A 16014-nucleotide genomic window follows, 5' to 3' on the forward strand; every position below is an offset into this window, starting at 1 on the left:
AAAGGCAACAGATTTCACGTAGCTTGGGAAGGTTCCCGGAAACCGAAATAAATATATGATATGATACGGAGGATTGTTACTACTGAATCTTAGCGACTAAGAGGGTTGATTACATGCATTTATTATCGGTTGAAAATATATCAAAGAGCTACAGTGAGAAAATGCTATTCGAGAACGTGACATTCGGCGTTGAGACTGGTGATAAGATTGGCATTATTGGTGTTAATGGAACGGGAAAATCGACGTTACTGAAGGTCATCTCAGGTGTGGAAACTACGGATACTGGCCGAGTATCTATTGGCCGTTCGGTTATTCTTCGTATGCTGGCACAGGACCCGACATTTTCACCTGAGGAAACGGCTTTGGAGCATGTGCTTGGGGGGGATTCTCCGCAGCTTGAGGCGGTTCGCAAATATGCTGAGGTGCTGGCTGAGCTGGAGCTCAATCCAACGGATTCCAAGCTGCAGGAGCGCCTAATTACTGCAAACCAAAGAATGGACGAGCTGGAGGCATGGCAGTTAGAAAGCGATGCTAAGACTGCTCTAACTAAGCTGGGCATTCACAATTATGAGGATAAAGTATCTACATTCTCAGGTGGGCAGCGGAAGCGGGTAGCCATGGCGGCGGCATTGCTGCAGCCCTCGGACATTCTTATTCTTGATGAGCCTACCAATCATATTGATAATGATTCCGTGGCATGGCTTGAGGGAATGCTCCAGAAGCGCAAAGGCGCATTGCTGATGATTACGCATGACAGGTACTTCTTAGATAGGGTAAGTAATCGCGTGATTGAGTTAGATCAAGGTCGAGCACATTTCTATGAAGCGAATTATAGTCGGTTTTTGGAGCTCAAGCTGGAAAGGGAAGAGCGCGAGGTTGCATCTGAGGCTAAACGCAAGAATCTGCTACGCAATGAGCTGGCTTGGATTCGTCGTGGCGCACAAGCGCGATCAACGAAGCAGAAAGCACGGATTGATCGTTACGAGGCGTTGAAGGAGAACGGACCGAAAGCATCTGCGGACAAAATGGACGTATCGATAGCTTCTTCGCGGTTAGGCAAGAAGATCATTGAGATTGATCATCTGACCAAACGGTTGGGAGATCGCGTACTGATCAAGGATTTAAGCTACATCGCGGTTCCTGAAGATCGGATAGGTATCGTTGGGCGGAACGGAAGCGGGAAGTCTACACTATTGAAGCTGATCGCAGGTAAGCTGACTCCAGACGAAGGCCAAGTGGAGCTGGGAACGACGGTTAAGCTGGGATGGTTTAGCCAAGAGCATGAAGAGATGGATGAGTCGCTTAGAGTAATGGAATATATTCGTGAGGGCGCCGATCAAGTCAAAACCTCCGACGGCTCAATGATATCTGCTGGTCAGATGCTTGAGCGGTTCCTTTTCTCACCGGCGATGCAGTGGAGTGTTGTATCCAAGCTTTCTGGTGGTGAGAAACGTCGTCTTCAGCTTCTCCGCGTGCTTATGAATGCACCCAATGTGCTTTTGTTGGATGAGCCTACGAATGATTTGGATATCGCGACACTTACCGTACTGGAAGACTATTTAGATGATTTTCCGGGTGTTGTCGTTATCGTTTCACATGATCGTTATTTCCTTGATCGCACTGTTGATCGGATTCTTGCGTTTGAAGGCGAAGGCGTCGTAACCCATAATGTTGGTAACTATACGGAATACCGAGAGTTTGCTGAGCGGCAAGAGGCACTGAAGCTAGCAGCAGCGGCTCCGGTTAAAACGTCGAATAATACCGCAGCCAAGCAAGATAGCAAAGAGCGCCTTGTTCTCAAGATGTCATATAAGGATCAGAAGGACTACGAGCAAATTGATGGATGGATTGAGAAGGCGGAAGCGGAGATTGCGTCCGTTGCAAGGAAGATGGAAGCAGCGAGCAGTGACTCCGTTCGACTACAGCAGCTTGCAGAGGAGCAGCAAAGCTTGGAGACCAAGCTCGACGAGCTCATGGAGCGCTGGACAGAGCTTAACGAGCTAGCAGAACAGATCGCCGCCAACAAAAGTAACAAATGATGCATGTTGGGGCTATATCTCCGAAGCTTTAATAGTGGTTAAGACCGGGGTATGTTCGCTGAGCGAGATAAGTAGCGGACGATTTGCTCAAGAAACGATACTGGGTGAGCTGCAAGCCGCTGCCAGCGTACTAAATGCTCAAGAACCGAGTTTCAGAGGTCTGCAAGCCGCTGGTAGCGTACTAATTGCTCAAGAACCGGGTCTCGGTGAGCTTTAAGCCGCTGGTAGCGTACTAATTGCCCAAGAACCGGGTCTCGGTGAGCTTTAAGCCGCTGGTAGCGTACTAATTGCCCAAGAACCGGGTCTCGGTGAGCTTTAAGCCGCTGCCAGCGTGCTAAATGCTAAAGAACCGAGTCTTGGTGAGCTGTAAGCCGCTGACGGCGTACTAATTGCCCAAGAAACGAGTCTTGGTGAGCTGTAAGCCGCTGACGGCGGACTAAATGCTCAAGAAACGAGTCTCGGTGAGCTGTAAGCCGTTGCCAGCGTACTAAATGCTCAAGAAACGAGGTTTGGTGAGCTGTAAGCCGTTGCCAGCGTGCTAATTGCCCAAGAAGTGAGTCTCGGTGAGCAGCGAGCCGGCCTGAGCGCGTTAAAGTGGGTTTGGCGGGCCGGCTGAAGGAAATAAGTAGCTCTGAGTATGTTGAATTGGAATGGGTGCGCCTGCGTAGAGTGTGTTGGGGAGTCGACTAACTTTTCTGAAGAGCAAATAAGGGCTGCAAATGGAACTAGGTTCCATTTACAGCCCTTATGTTATGCTCCTTGTGTTTCAGTTAAGAAATCAAGCTTCAGGAAAAGTAAAAGCCACTTCATGAACGCTTAGCTTAGCGCCTAGCATGATACCTGAGCCAGCGGGCTTCGGCGGTTGCTCACCATGGCTAGGGCTTGTCTGACTATCGGAAGCGGCAGCATCTGGTTTAGGGCGGGAATGGGCATGCGCCTGCTTGAATGCTTCGCTGTTCACCCAACCGTCGAAAGCCTCACGGCTCTCCCAAGTGGTGCACACCTTAAGCTCATCATGCTCTTCGCCAGCCTCGGTTAGAAGCTCCATGCGGATGAAGCCCGGTGCATGCTGCACCCCTTTTGGGTTTTTGAAGCGTTCGGCAATCTCGCCGATATGACCTGATTTGATTTTTATTGTATTGATCGCAACTATCATTTATTAATCCCCTTCCATCTGATCGCACCTCCACATTGTAACATTACTCAATCATCTAATCGAACTCCTACGCCTTGCTTTACCGCTTCCCGCCAGTAATAAGCTGCGAGGGTCATGTCGAAAGCGGCCATCCCCATCGGGCTGAACAAAATAGTCTCAGAGGGAGAAAAATTCTCCAATGCTCGTGAATGTGTGACGTCTCGTAAGGTAACAACGTCTTCTTCACAAAGCCCGGACTGCTTATGAAGCTGTTCGATATCGGTATTCTCCCTACATACTTCTTGCCAATTATCGACGACGATCGCTTTAACTGCGCTCAAGCTCTGAGGTATATACTCTCGTAAAGAAATGTTCATTAACAAGGAACCCAACAGAGGGGCTTCATCGATATAACGTGTAGACGAGGAGGTGCAGGTAAAAAGAATGTCGCTCTCCCGGTATACCTCCTGCCAAGTATTTGAAATGTTAGCCTTCAGGTTCAAAGGTCGTTTAAGCGTAGCCGGATCAATGCCCTTAAGATCAAATAGCTTCACCTTGTCTATTTTGTCACCGTGCAAAGCAAGAAGCATCTCCATATGCCGCCGCCCAATTGGACCCCAACCGATCATGCCTACTCTATACCTATGACGACGCTCAAGTGCCATATACTGATGCAACATGACTGCACTGACCGCTGCCGTACGCAGTTCACTAAGCAAGCCGCTGTTAATGACGGCGACGGGAACCCCTGTATCGGGTGAGTTGAGAATAATCGCACTATGAGCCCGGGGCTTTCCGATCTTAATGTTGCCTGGAAAGCTGGCAATCCACTTGATGCCACTAATATCCGTTTCGCCCCCAACAAAAGAGGGCATAGCAATAATTCGGTTGCTGGGGTCCTTGAATCGCAAGTACGGCTTGAGAGGCTGGACTACTTCCGGGGTATCCATGATGTGTAGGGTTGATTCAATCAGGCTCATGAGCAATTGCCAATTGATTCCCAGCTCGCGAATATGTCCATCATTCAAGTAAATCATCATCACACTTCCTCTACGGGTCACCAAAAGTAACGTTCAAGCAGACTGTACCCAACCACTAATCTCTACGCCTAAGTTACATGAGTGCTCACCCAAACCTCGCTGTAGGCTATACCCAGCCACTAATCTCCACATCTAAGTTACATGAGTGCGCACCCATTCCTCGTTGTACACGGTATCCAGATAACGGTCTCCACGGTCGGGCAAAATAGCGACACACTTAGCACCACTTGGGATCTCATCCTGAATGGATCGAATAGCGGCAATGACGCCTCCAGACGAAGCGCCTGCTAGAATCGATTCTAGTCGAACGAGGTCCGAACAACCCACTACGCTTTGTCTCTCCGATACATATACAACTTGATCAATTAAATCCATTCGTCTAATCGGGGGTGGAACCGCAGCACCTAGCCCAGGGAACTGCCGTACACCCTTCATTCCGCCAAAAATCACACTTCCGAGCGCATCCACAGCTATGATTTTCGCATCGTGATTGTCTTCCTTAAGCCTCTCCGCGCAGCCGCGTATCGTTCCACATGAGCTCACGCCGCAGAATAAATAATCTATCTCAGGCAGTACCTCCAGAATTTCCGGCATCGTAGTGTGGTAATGGGCCAAATAGTTATTGGGATTGCCATATTGATTCGTCCAATAACAGTTGCCGATTTCCTGTTGTAGCTGCTTAACGCGGGCAATACGGGCAGGTAAATAATCGCCGCTTACAGCGTCTGGCTGGGAGATCATTTCTAGTTCCCCACCAAGAATTCGTATTAACCGCTGGTGTGCTTCCGTCGTTCGGGGATCAACCACGCAGATGAATCTCAAGCCCACATAACGACAAATCTGAGCCAAGCTAACCGCCATGTTACCGGAGCTAGATTCAATGATTGTCGTATCCTTATTAATTTCCCCTGAACGGATCGCTTCTTTGATGATGTAGAGGGCGGGGCGATCCTTGGAGCTGCCTCCAGGGTTTGTCATTTCGAGCTTGCCAAATACTTGGAAAGGAGCGTCAAGGAAAAGCTGTCGAAGCGGGACGAGCGGTGTTCGGCCAATTGTCCCGAGCAAACCACTATCCGTGATTTCCATGACCATGCTTCCGCCTACTTTCCTTTAGTTAATCATTACTTTTAAGCTTCACAGGTATTACACTAACCCAAAGCGCCGCAACCTCTGTTTATGCTCAGTCGTAGAAAACCCTTTTGTGCTTCAGCACCGACTTATCGAAGGTAATTTCAGATGGAATAACCCTCATAGCACTTAGAATGCCGCCACGGATCATCATGCCGATCTCAGGAATCCGATCCAATAGCTCCAGCTTTATCTGCTCATAGATGAGTGGATCCTTGTTCGCACTGTCGATATGGACGGTAAGCCTATTAGATTGGACATGAATCTTAACGCTGGCATCCTTCAAGTACCGATATACAACATCTTCGATATCATAAACACTAATTTTTTCCCCGTGCTTTAGCTCTGAGCCGATACGCCTGACCAGTGCCTTAAAGCTTTGCCTCCATTGTCCTTGCACAAAAATAGGCTGCAAATCCCGCACGATGTCGTAAGTAACATAACGAAGCGCAGGGAATAAATCACGGCTCTGCGACGTCAGCACCAATACAGATTCTTGATCGTTTAAAGGCTCCATTTCAGGAAACAACACTTCAACGGGCAAGCCTTCCGCCTCAATTCCTTCAACAAACAGGTATCTTCCACGCTCATGCGAGTAATAAGCAATTGTACCAATCTCAATCGATCCGTACGTATCCGTGATGTTTTCTTCTGCAAGCTGCATTCGCTCCGCTACACTCTCAAGCCAAGCAGGAGAGGCGATCTCGCCAACTAGGATGATATGTTGAACGCCATAGGAAGCAGGATCATCAACGGATGCGGACAACAGACGATCTAGAATGGAGGGCATTGTATATAGAATATGTGGTCGCGTTTCTCTAAGCCGCTCAAGGTGCTGTTCAATAGGCTGTTGGTAAGCGATAGAATCAGCTTTTATCCCGATACGTTCAAAAACAGTCAAAGCAGTATTAGCCGCATGTCCAGTACCCATGTCTGACAGGGCAGTAGTCCTAGTGAGGGGGTGAAGAATATGCTGAAATAGCTCAGATTTAAGGTCCAGATAATGCTGCTCATCCTCGGCGGAATAGTATATTGTTTTGCGCCTGAGGGAGCTCGTGCCAGAGGTGCGGTACGATGTGACATGTTCTCTAGGCTCGAAGGGGAGTGTCCCGCTATAATAATGCTGCTCCAGTAGCTCAGATGTAATCAAGGGTAGCTGGAGAAGTGAGTTAATATCCTTCTTGTCCAAGCCATTGTCTGCCAAAAGCTGCTTATACCATGGGAATATATCTTGAACCCGTTGAACCTTTTTCAACAGTTGCAATTTATCCAAGCTGTTTCCCTCCGCTTCCGCCATAGGGTGATACTCATTTATATGTGAAGGTTGAGAGCAGGTTCTTCATTTACTAGTGGGCGATAGCCCTTCCTTCTCGCTAATATTTCCATACAGTATGTTACAGGGTATTGCCTAATGGTGAAGAAAGGTGAGTGGAGCAGCCAATGAGCAAGATGACCGCTGTATCAAGCAAATGGATTAAAACCAGGGTGTTAGCTGGTTCGGGCTTCTTATCCGCCCATATACCGACAACTCTACGGCTTAATCGGGGGTCGTTGATTGAATTATTGAGTCGGCACGGGATGGTGTATGTTAAGCCAGTTTCGGGCTCCTGTGGTGTGGGTGTCATGCGAATAGATCATTCTAAAGTAAAAGGGACATGGAGCGTTCAGTTTGGGACGAAGAGAAGAATCTTTACTAGCTTTCAGAAAATGTACAGTTGGCTTAGAACACGAGTGAAAGACACACCCTATTTGGTTCAAAGAGGTATTCATGTGCTGCGACATAAAGGAAGGCCGCTTGATTTTCGTGTCATGATCCAGAAGGGGAAGCGGATTGGGTGGAGGGTGACAGGAAAGGCTGCACGGGTCGCGCATCGTCTTAAGGCAGTTACGAATGGTAGCCAAGGTGGGAGCATATATGGGGCTGGATCGTTGCTCAAGCGGACAACAGGTCATAAGGCAACCGCTCAACTACTGCGAAAGTTCGATCGATTAGCGAAGTCAACGGCGAAGCGCTTTGCACGAACGTACCCTCGAATGCGAGAGCTTGGGCTGGATATTGCGGTCGATAAGAGGCGTCGTGCATGGATTCTTGAGGTTAATACGAGGCCTGACCCATGCCCTTTTACCAAGCTCGCAGACTCCTCGATGCTGCGTAATATTATTCGTTACGCTCGAGGTTACGGACGGACGTATCGCTTACAATGTGGCAAGGCGAAGAGAGGGGGCGGCTAATCTACCGAGTTGTATCTCAATAACGCATTGTCTCAAAGCCATACCTCCTTGGAAAAATTAATCTTTCTTAACTTTCAGAAACCACATTGGAGATGTGCCGTATGAAAGGTAAGACTAGATACGAGGAGGGAATAGGTAATGAAATGTCCAATTTGTGAAGACTCGCGTATGAGAGAAGTAGAGAAAAATGGTATTCTCATTGATATTTGTCCATCCTGCAAAGGGGTGTGGCTAGATCGTGGGGAGCTGGACAAGCTCATGCAGGACGTTCGGGAGGTTCGCCAAGACTATAACGAATGGTACTACGGGGATTCCCCTAAGCAGCAGGACACTCCGAGGGCAGCCCAACAGCAACAGCAGCCTTATAATCCGCCGCAACAGCAGCATCACAGCTCTCAACAGGGCCATTCTCAGTATCCGCCTCATAAGAAAAGAAAGAAAAGCGTAATGGACGTATTCGGTGATTTGTTCGATTGATTAGCTTCTTACTCAGACCGTCTAGGCTACTGTGCCTGGCGGTTTTTTTGTTTTCCGCCCAAAGGAGTAAGTCTTATAAAAAATCAAACGCTACGCTATAAGTAGCTGTCTAATATGGATATTGTGTGTTTTCTATGGCCCGTCATAAATTTAAAATTTTAAATAAACTCCTTTTTTCATTGACAATGATAATGAGAACCATTATCATCCTTAGTATAAGAAATACCACGAGAATAGTTTACAGTAGAGGTGGATGAGATATGTCACGTTTAAATACAGATCAGTTATCTCTTGGATACGGTAGCCGACACATTGTAAAAGAACTGAACTTAAAGGTACCTGATGGCTTAATTACGGCGCTTGTAGGAGCAAATGGATCAGGTAAATCAACCATTCTTAAGTCACTGGCTCGTATTCTCAACCCGATCAAAGGTGGCGTCTACCTAGACGGTAAGCTTATTCATCGCCAGCCTACGAAGGAAGTGGCTAAGCATTTGGCCATTTTGCCGCAAAATCCAACTTCTCCAGAAGGATTAACGGTTCGCGAGCTCGTATCATTCGGTCGCTACCCCCATCAGAAGGGGTTCGGAAATATGTCCAAGGATGACAACGAGATGATCGAGTGGGCCATGAAGGCCACAGGAATGTCGATGTTCAGCTCAAGAGCAGTTGATGAGCTTTCTGGCGGTCAACGTCAACGGGCGTGGATTGCTATGGCATTGGCTCAAGGTACAGAAGTGCTCTTACTCGACGAACCAACGACCTTCCTAGATATGGCGCATCAGATGGAAGTTATGACGTTACTCGAGAAGCTGAATAAGGAACAGAAACGCACCATCATCATGGTCGTGCATGATTTAAACCATGCTTCCAGATATGCTCAGCACCTAGTTGCCTTGAAGGATGGAACAGTTCTGTATGAAGGTCAACCGGAAGTGGTTATGACTTCACAGATGCTGCGCGATGTGTTCAACATCGATGCCGACGTTATACCAGACCCTCGCTCGGGAGCTCCTCTTTGTCTTCCTTATGGATTGGCGGAGAATCCAGTGGAAGATATACCAGAGATAAGTGCGGATAGAGAAGTTATTTTCCCAAACCATCGTGATAATAGAATTGAAGCTACGGCATAAATTGCACGAGCATGTAACATAACCCGAAAAAGATAGGCTATATTGCCAATTTACGCTCTCCCCCTGCATTGTTAAAATGTAGGAAATAGGGAGGGTGTTTTTTTGTGGACAAACAATCTAGAGAACTGAAGCTTTCCGCTGTTATTAACAATGTAAGCTCCGTTGTTGTAGGCAAGGAAAAGGTGTTGGAGCAGCTGCTAATCGCTCTTCTTGCTTCCGGGCATATCATTCTGGAGGATGTCCCAGGTACGGGTAAAACACTGCTAGCCAAATCACTTGCAAGGACGATAGATTGTCAGGTTCGCCGTATTCAGTTTACTGCGGATTTGCTCCCCTCTGACGTGACAGGTATTAACTTTTATAATCAATTGGATGGTCGATTTGAGCTTCGTCAGGGTCCAGTATTTACGAATATTTTGTTGGCAGATGAGCTTAATCGGGCAACTCCACGTACCCAATCTAGCTTGCTAGAGTGTATGGAAGAAAGACAAGTGACGATAGATGGCGTTACCCATCACTTGGATACTCCATTCATCGTTATCGCTACCCAGAATCCAATTGATAACCACGGTACATTCCCTCTTCCAGAAGCACAATTAGATCGCTTTATGATGTGTGTAACGATGGGTTATCCGACGAAGGACGAGGAGCAATCTATTTTACAAAGATTCTCCGCTGCTAATCCTCTAGAAACATTGCAAACCGTTATAAGCAAACAAGAAATTACCCAGCTGCAAAGCCTCGTGCCTAAAGTTCATGCCAGCTCTGAGCTCGTGAGGTACATTATCGATATCGTAAATGCCACAAGAAATCATCCGGATATTGCATTCGGAGTTAGTCCACGAGGGAGCCTTCAGCTTCTTAAAGCCTCACAAGCGCGAGCGGTGCTGCATGGGCGGGATTACATAACACCGGACGATGTGAAAGCATTGATCAAGCCGATATTAGCGCATCGTATCCTTCTCAGAGATACCTTCCGTGGTGAAAATAATCGAGTCGGTGAGCTATTAGACCATTTGATTGCCGAAATCCCCGTTCCGACGGAAGCCGCTTTGGAGTCGAGGTAGGCATGGCTGTCCTGATATGGGCCGTACTGATTCTGTTCCTAATTTATTTGATTCAAAGGCTTGTCTATCGGGTTTCCGGATTCAAGTCTATTTCATACGACCGTAAGTTTAGCACTTTGCGTATATTCGCTGGCCAGACGATGTGGATGCAAGAAACAATAGCCAACCGTAAGCGTATTCCATTGCCTTGGCTACGGGTGGAATCCCTTCTCCCTGCACAGCTCGTATTTAAGCATCAAGAGTCACATATGTCCATTAACCGGGGAGATCAACTGCAAAATCATGCTAGCCTGTTCAGCATTCCGCCGTTAACCGAAATTGTGCGAAAGCATGAGATTTTGTGTCCTCACCGGGGCAAATATCGGATAGCTAGCTACACCCTATCACTTGGGGATATCATAGGCGGGCCCAGCCGGACGATACAGCTGCCTGCTGATTGTAAGGTTATTGTCTATCCCAAGGTGAAGGAGCTGCGGGACTTCCCACTGGATACGAGGAAATATATCCAGAGTGTACGAAGTATGATTAGTCCGATTATGGAGGATCACTACTACGTCGCAGGAATTAGGCCTTATCGGCAGGGTGATTCCTTCCGAATGGTGAACTGGAACGCCACGGCTAAGGCAGGAGAAATTCTCGTTCACAAGCGAGAGAGTATGCAGGATAACGACTTAATGATTATTCTGAATGCCGAGATGTTTGATTTTGCTAACAATCGGCGGATAATGCCAGCTGATTTTGAAGAGGGTCTTAGCTATGCGGCCTCCGCGATTCAATATATGGTTTCCGGCGGCGGAAAAGCCGGGATGATTTATAACGGGGCTGCAGATGGGAATGAAGGAACGCTATTTCGAGCGCCTGCCAAGTCAGGTACATCCCAGCTTGAATTTTTACTAGATGCCTTAGCGGGTTTTCGAGCAGATGTCACGCTTGGGTTGCCTTATGTGCTTGAGCAAATGATTTCTGAGCGTAAAAATGGAATCAATTATTTGCTTATTACTGGTTTTATAGATGCTAAAGAAGAAAATTTAGTGAAACGATTACGTCAACAAGGGAACACGGTGCAGCTACTGCTCCTCTCTAGGGAGGTGGCTTCCTAATGGCAAAAACTCCATACATGGGAAAGATAGCAAATCGTTTGCTGCTTGAGCTGTTTATTTGGTTACCTATTTGGTTGATTCTCACCGATAGCGAGGGTTCGACCATTAAGCTGGTGGCGTTCATAGCTGCTATCGCGGCTTTTGGGCTGGGGTTTGCGTTGTTTAATCTACCAGTAGCCTGGAGCAGGTTCACGTTGGTAATGATACTTATACTTCTTGTCCTTGTTGGAAGTGTTAAGTATACGAGTGAGTTACCTTTGTTCATCTGGATGGGTGTGTTGTTGTGGAGAGGACGTTATCCTAGAGCCACTGTTAGGCACCATGCTCTTGGGTTTCTCATCTGCACAGCTGCAGTCATCGTAGCTTCTAATAACGAAAACTTGCATCAATATCGATGGGGATTTATTGTTCTGGCGATCATCTGGATGGTGACGTGGTTTGTAGCGTTTAACAGGGGATTGCTCGAAGAAGCTGGTTTGGGAAATTCGATTGTGACTCGACCGGTGAGGCTTACTAGTCGAAGGTATCTGTTTATTTTCCTAACTGCAAGCTTGCTGATATTTGCTTTGACGGTAAGCTATGGGCAGCAGCTACTGACGCCTCCCAAGATAAATACGGATTGGATGCAATCGGGTAAGCAAGAGCCTCCAATGGAGCCTCCGGTGCAGCAACAAGACCCCCTCTCGAAGCTAAAAAATGAGGATCAGGGCCCTCCGTCGCTCTTCTGGAAAATTTCCGAGTGGATCATGGTGGGAGTGGCGGTCATTGTGGGGTTATGGTTTGTAAAGCTGTTGTGGAAGGATCGAGAGTGGACTTGGAGGAGTATGATAAAAGCCATTCGGGAATGGTTTCTCCGTGAGAAGAAGGCTGAGAAGCTACCTTATGTAGAAGAACGTCGGAGTTTAATTAAGGAAAAGAAGAAGGGCGCTGGTTTGTGGGATACTTTATTCCATAGGCAAAAGCATGGTCGGGCTTGGGAGCTGCTCAACAACCCGGAGAAGGTTCGCCGTGTTTACGAAGAAGCAGTTCTTACCAGCATTGAGCAGGGCTATGACTTTAAGAGTTATCATTCGCCATCCGAGACAATCGAGGGAATCCAGCAATGGCGATTGGGTCAGCAGCTTCTGGATAAAAAGGATAAGAATTCAGCCTACTGGAAGCGGCTGCTCCATATCCGGAAATCACTGCTTATGTTGTATGAGAAGGCCAGGTATAGCCCTCACGAGATAACTGAGAAGGAAGTAGAAGGCTTGAAGGAGCAAGATCCGCAAAAAAAGAGCTGATATTAACGGATTACAGAAGAATTTTACACCATAAGTGTTTCTGAGCCGCCAGTAGCCTGGCGGTTTTTTTGGACTATCAGCAAAGTATAAATTTTAAATTTCAATGTCGTTTTACTCATCTGATCGCTCGATACAATCTTGTACTGCCATCCTAAGGACGGTAAAGGCCGTTTTACTTGGTTGCTGTACAAAAGTGTTAAAATAATAAAAACGGCGCATCGGAGGTGGTAGAGGCTGTATACACCTATTCAATACGTAGATTATAGCCAGCTTAATGCGCAATTGAGCTATGTCGAAATGCTGCCATGCGATGAATTGAAGCCTTTTGTAGCATGCTATTGGAGCTTAAAATCAAGAACGACCTTGCTTGAAAAAGTGCCTCATAGAGTACTTCCTGACGGATGCGTGGATATCATATTCAATTTTGTCACCGGGGAAACTTATTTCGTGGGCATTATGAACAATGCAGGTGTGATTCCGTTGCAGGGTGATGTTAATACGATTGGGATCAGATTTCTACCGAACAGTGTCCCGATATTGTTGAGGGGCGAAGCAGAATTTCTAGCTAATAACATGCTGAAGCTAGATGAGGTGTTGGGGAGAAAGTTGGCGTTAAACGATAATGTTTATGAATCGGGTAACTCCATTGAAGCTATAGTGCAGTTCGTGGAAGCTGCATTGATCTCTCTTTTCAGACAGGCTGCTCCGGATCATAAGTGGAATAGTATATTGAATCTGATAACGGACAAAAATGGACTCATCACGATATCTGAGCTGGCGGATTATTTTACAGTTTCGGAGAGGCACATGACGAGGAGGTTTCAGTCTCTGATCGGTGTTTCTACCAAGGAATTTCTGAGCATTATTAGGTTTCAGAGTGTATTGCATAACATTAAACAAACCCAAGTCCCGATTAACTGGTCAGCGATTTCCCTGCAAGGGGGTTATTATGATCAATCGCATTTCATTAACGAGTTTAAGAAACGCTATGGATTAACGCCAGGGAGTATTTTTACAGGATAGTGTCCTATTTTTCCAATACAAGAAGCTGCACAAACGATAAGATTAACTTAAAACCACTAGGAGGTCTCGTCCATGCTATCTGTAACTGCGAATTTGAAAGTAGATAATGTTAAGGAAACTTTAGAGTTCTACAAGGAAGTTCTAGGCTTTGAGGTTGTGGTGACCGTACCTGAATATGATCAGCCCGTATTGAATTGGGGGATGGTTAAGAACAATGGCGCCGAGCTGATGTTTCAAGAAAAGAGCAGCTTGGAGGAAGAGTACCCGGTGTTAAAGAGTAACGGCGGTGTAGGTGGCTTAAGCTTATTTTTTAAGGTAGAGGATATAGGTAGCACGTTTGAGAAAATAAAAGGTAAAGCCACAGTAATCAAGGAGATCCATACAACCTTCTACGATACGAAGGAGTTCGCGATACTAGACAATAATGGTTTTGTGCTAACAATTGCGGAGTAAAGGTAGTTGTGAGCTATAAGTCGCTGTCAGCGGCCTGAATTGGTGGAACACCGGATAGAGGAGAGTTGCAAGCTTTCGCCAGCCCTCAAAAGGCAGCAATAGTGAACCTGCGATCCTCTATCTCCTTCACCAGCGAGTAAAAAGTAACATTAGTGAACGCACGGTTCTCTATCGCCCCCGCCAGCGCGTAAAAAGTAACAATAGTGAACGCACAGTTCTCTATCACCCCTGGCAGCACGAAAAAAGTACCAATAGTGAACGCACAGTTCTCTATCGCCGCCGCCAGCGAGTAAAAAGTAACAATAGTGAACGCACAGTTCTCTATCACCCCTGGCAGCGCGAAAAAAGTAACATTAGTGAACGCACGGTTCTCTATCGCCCCCGCCAGCGAGTAAAAAGTAACATTAGTGAAACCCCAGTGCTCTATCTCCCCAGTCAGCTCGCAACAAGTAACAATAGTGACCCCCCTGTTTTCTATCGCCGCCGCCAGCGAGTAAAAAGTAACATTAGTGAACGCACGGTTCTCTATCGCCCCCGCCAGCGAGTAAAAAGTAACAATAGTGAACCCCCAGTGCTCTATCACCGCTGTCAGCCCTTAAACTAATAAGTGTCTGGCGATGGTCTAAATGGTGGCACCGGTTGGGTAGTGGAGTGCTGCGAGTAGCTGTGATCTAAATGGTGGCACCGGTTGGGTAGTGGAGTACTGCGAGTAGCTGTGGTCTAAATGGTGGCGCCGGTTGGGTAGTGGAGTACTGCGAGTAGCTGTGGTCTAAATGGTGGCGCCGGTTGGGTAGTGGAGTGCTGCGAGTAGCTGTGGTCTAAATGGTGGGGCTAGGTAGTGGAGTGCTGCGAGTAAATGTGTTCTATCTGGTTGCACTGGGTTGGGTAGTGGGAGTACTGCGAATAGCTGTGGTTTGAATTGTGGAATGCCGGGTAATGGTGTACAGAGAGCGGCTATTGTCTAAATGGTGGAATCCCGGATAGTGGTGAGCTGCCAGCTGCTGCAGGTCGCAGCCTGCCCTTGCAAGTCGCCGTAAGCTGTCTAAGCGTCTGTAAATAAGGGAGTTAGCTAGTTAAAGGGCGTAAATTGCGAGTCTAGAGCATCTAAGGAAATACGAAGCTAGAGGCACAGTATAGCGAGGCATAGGCAGTGATCAGGCTGTTGTTAAACCACACTTTAAAACCACGAAGGCCCGCATCGGCGGGCCCTCATAATACTGCTAAAGAGTGATTACGATTTAGCAGCATCTGCTACTTCGACGGCTTCTGGCTCAGTAGCTACTTTCTTGTACGTTTCTGTGTCCATCACACGACGAGCGCCAAGATAGCGTTTCGCGTAGTAGCTCTCATCAAGAGAGGTGATGGTTACACCTTTGGAAGCTGCATGAGCAAATTTGTTGTTACCAACATAAATGCCTACATGAGATACGCCGCTGCCACTCGTATTAAAAAACACGAGATCGCCAGCGCGAAGATCTTCCTGGGCTACTTTCTTGCCCCCATCCCAATTGAACATGTCTTTAGAAGTACGAGGAAGGTCGAGACCAAGTTCATTGAATACATAACCGGTAAAGCCGGAGCAGTCAAATCCCTTCGTTGTCGTTCCACCATACTTATAATCAGTTCCAATTAGGGGTGCAACAGATTTGTCGAGCTTGGAGTCGGCGAATGCGCTGCCTATCTGGAAAGAAAAAAGTAGAGCAAGGGAAAACATGAACACTGAAACTTTGCGCAAAACAGGTGACTCCTTCCGATGCCTACGAGGTTAGCTGGAGGGTTCGGTAGAAGGTTCCCCTATGGCTCCTGTGAAGCAAAGCCAATTCACCCGACTAGATGGTTCCCCCGTTTCCCAGTGACGGGAACTCGGCAGTTTTTTTATTACTTAGACTTATATATTCGGTTAT

Annotated in this window: 16 protein-coding genes and 1 riboswitch; of the genes, 10 read left to right on the forward strand and 6 right to left on the reverse strand. The window is 47.1% G+C overall.

Annotated elements, in window-relative coordinates; genetic code table 11:
* Positions 1–113 precede the first annotated feature (113 nt).
* On the forward strand, positions 114–2039 hold the full coding sequence (locus KCTCHS21_RS02220; RefSeq protein ID WP_130604926.1) for an ABC-F family ATP-binding cassette domain-containing protein: 1926 nt from the start codon (positions 114–116) through the stop codon (positions 2037–2039).
* A gap of 34 nt (positions 2040–2073) precedes the next feature.
* Entirely contained in the window at positions 2074–2256 is a 183-nt protein-coding gene (locus KCTCHS21_RS02225) for a hypothetical protein (RefSeq protein WP_130604927.1), read from the forward strand.
* A 561-nt stretch (positions 2257–2817) separates the two neighbouring features.
* Here the strand turns inward: KCTCHS21_RS02225 and KCTCHS21_RS02230 are convergent.
* The 4 genes from KCTCHS21_RS02230 to KCTCHS21_RS02245 form a co-directional block, all read right to left on the reverse strand.
* Entirely contained in the window at positions 2818–3195 is a 378-nt protein-coding gene (locus KCTCHS21_RS02230) for an antibiotic biosynthesis monooxygenase (protein ID WP_130604928.1), read from the reverse strand.
* Between the two features lie 47 nt (positions 3196–3242).
* Complete coding sequence (locus KCTCHS21_RS02235; RefSeq protein ID WP_232058045.1) at positions 3243–4214, reverse strand: 2,3-diaminopropionate biosynthesis protein SbnB; 972 nt, start codon at positions 4212–4214, stop codon at positions 3243–3245.
* 132 nt (positions 4215–4346) lie between these two features.
* Positions 4347–5300, reverse strand: a complete 954-nt coding sequence (gene sbnA, locus KCTCHS21_RS02240) for a 2,3-diaminopropionate biosynthesis protein SbnA (protein ID WP_130604929.1) — start codon at positions 5298–5300, stop codon at positions 4347–4349.
* A gap of 94 nt (positions 5301–5394) precedes the next feature.
* The gene (locus tag KCTCHS21_RS02245) at positions 5395–6615 is read right to left on the reverse strand and encodes a phenylacetate--CoA ligase family protein (RefSeq protein ID WP_232058046.1); all 1221 of its coding nucleotides are present in this window, start codon (positions 6613–6615) and stop codon (positions 5395–5397) included.
* Between the two features lie 167 nt (positions 6616–6782).
* On the opposite strand from KCTCHS21_RS02245, the gene KCTCHS21_RS02250 reads away from it, so the two are divergent.
* The 8 genes from KCTCHS21_RS02250 (at position 6783) to KCTCHS21_RS02285 (ending at position 14110) form a co-directional block, all read left to right on the forward strand.
* Positions 6783–7574 carry a YheC/YheD family protein gene (locus tag KCTCHS21_RS02250; RefSeq protein WP_130604931.1) on the forward strand — a complete coding sequence of 264 codons (792 nt, stop codon included), beginning with the start codon at positions 6783–6785 and terminating at the stop codon, positions 7572–7574.
* Positions 7575–7712: 138 nt separating this feature from the next.
* Positions 7713–8051, forward strand: coding sequence for a TFIIB-type zinc ribbon-containing protein (locus tag KCTCHS21_RS02255; RefSeq protein WP_130604932.1), 339 nt, complete (start codon positions 7713–7715; stop codon positions 8049–8051).
* 260 nt (positions 8052–8311) lie between these two features.
* Positions 8312–9184, forward strand: coding sequence for an ABC transporter ATP-binding protein (locus KCTCHS21_RS02260; RefSeq protein ID WP_130604933.1), 873 nt, complete (start codon positions 8312–8314; stop codon positions 9182–9184).
* Between the two features lie 104 nt (positions 9185–9288).
* Entirely contained in the window at positions 9289–10251 is a 963-nt protein-coding gene (locus KCTCHS21_RS02265) for an AAA family ATPase (protein ID WP_130604934.1), read from the forward strand.
* A 2-nt stretch (positions 10252–10253) separates the two neighbouring features.
* A complete protein-coding gene (locus tag KCTCHS21_RS02270; protein ID WP_130604935.1) occupies positions 10254–11351 on the forward strand; it encodes a DUF58 domain-containing protein in 1098 nt (365 codons plus the stop codon).
* A complete protein-coding gene (locus KCTCHS21_RS02275; RefSeq protein WP_130604936.1) occupies positions 11351–12634 on the forward strand; it encodes a hypothetical protein in 1284 nt (427 codons plus the stop codon). Before KCTCHS21_RS02270 ends, KCTCHS21_RS02275 begins: the two co-directional genes overlap by 1 nt.
* 297 nt (positions 12635–12931) lie before the next feature.
* Positions 12932–13657: a helix-turn-helix domain-containing protein gene (locus KCTCHS21_RS02280; protein WP_145988916.1), complete on the forward strand. Its 726-nt coding sequence runs from the start codon at positions 12932–12934 to the stop codon at positions 13655–13657.
* A 72-nt stretch (positions 13658–13729) separates the two neighbouring features.
* A complete protein-coding gene (locus tag KCTCHS21_RS02285) occupies positions 13730–14110 on the forward strand; it encodes a VOC family protein (RefSeq protein ID WP_130604938.1) in 381 nt (126 codons plus the stop codon).
* Between the two features lie 85 nt (positions 14111–14195).
* On the opposite strand, the gene KCTCHS21_RS02290 is transcribed toward KCTCHS21_RS02285, so the two are convergent.
* Together KCTCHS21_RS02290 and KCTCHS21_RS02295 are read right to left on the reverse strand one after the other, a co-directional pair.
* The gene (locus tag KCTCHS21_RS02290) at positions 14196–14693 is read right to left on the reverse strand and encodes a hypothetical protein (RefSeq protein WP_130604939.1); all 498 of its coding nucleotides are present in this window, start codon (positions 14691–14693) and stop codon (positions 14196–14198) included.
* A 648-nt stretch (positions 14694–15341) separates the two neighbouring features.
* On the reverse strand, positions 15342–15845 hold the full coding sequence (locus KCTCHS21_RS02295; protein ID WP_232058047.1) for a C40 family peptidase: 504 nt from the start codon (positions 15843–15845) through the stop codon (positions 15342–15344).
* 4 nt (positions 15846–15849) lie between these two features.
* A riboswitch (cyclic di-AMP (ydaO/yuaA leader) is annotated at positions 15850–15989 on the reverse strand.
* Positions 15990–16014: the final 25 nt, after the last annotated feature.

Source organism: Cohnella abietis (assembly GCF_004295585.1).
Classification (GTDB): domain Bacteria; phylum Bacillota; class Bacilli; order Paenibacillales; family Paenibacillaceae; genus Cohnella; species Cohnella abietis.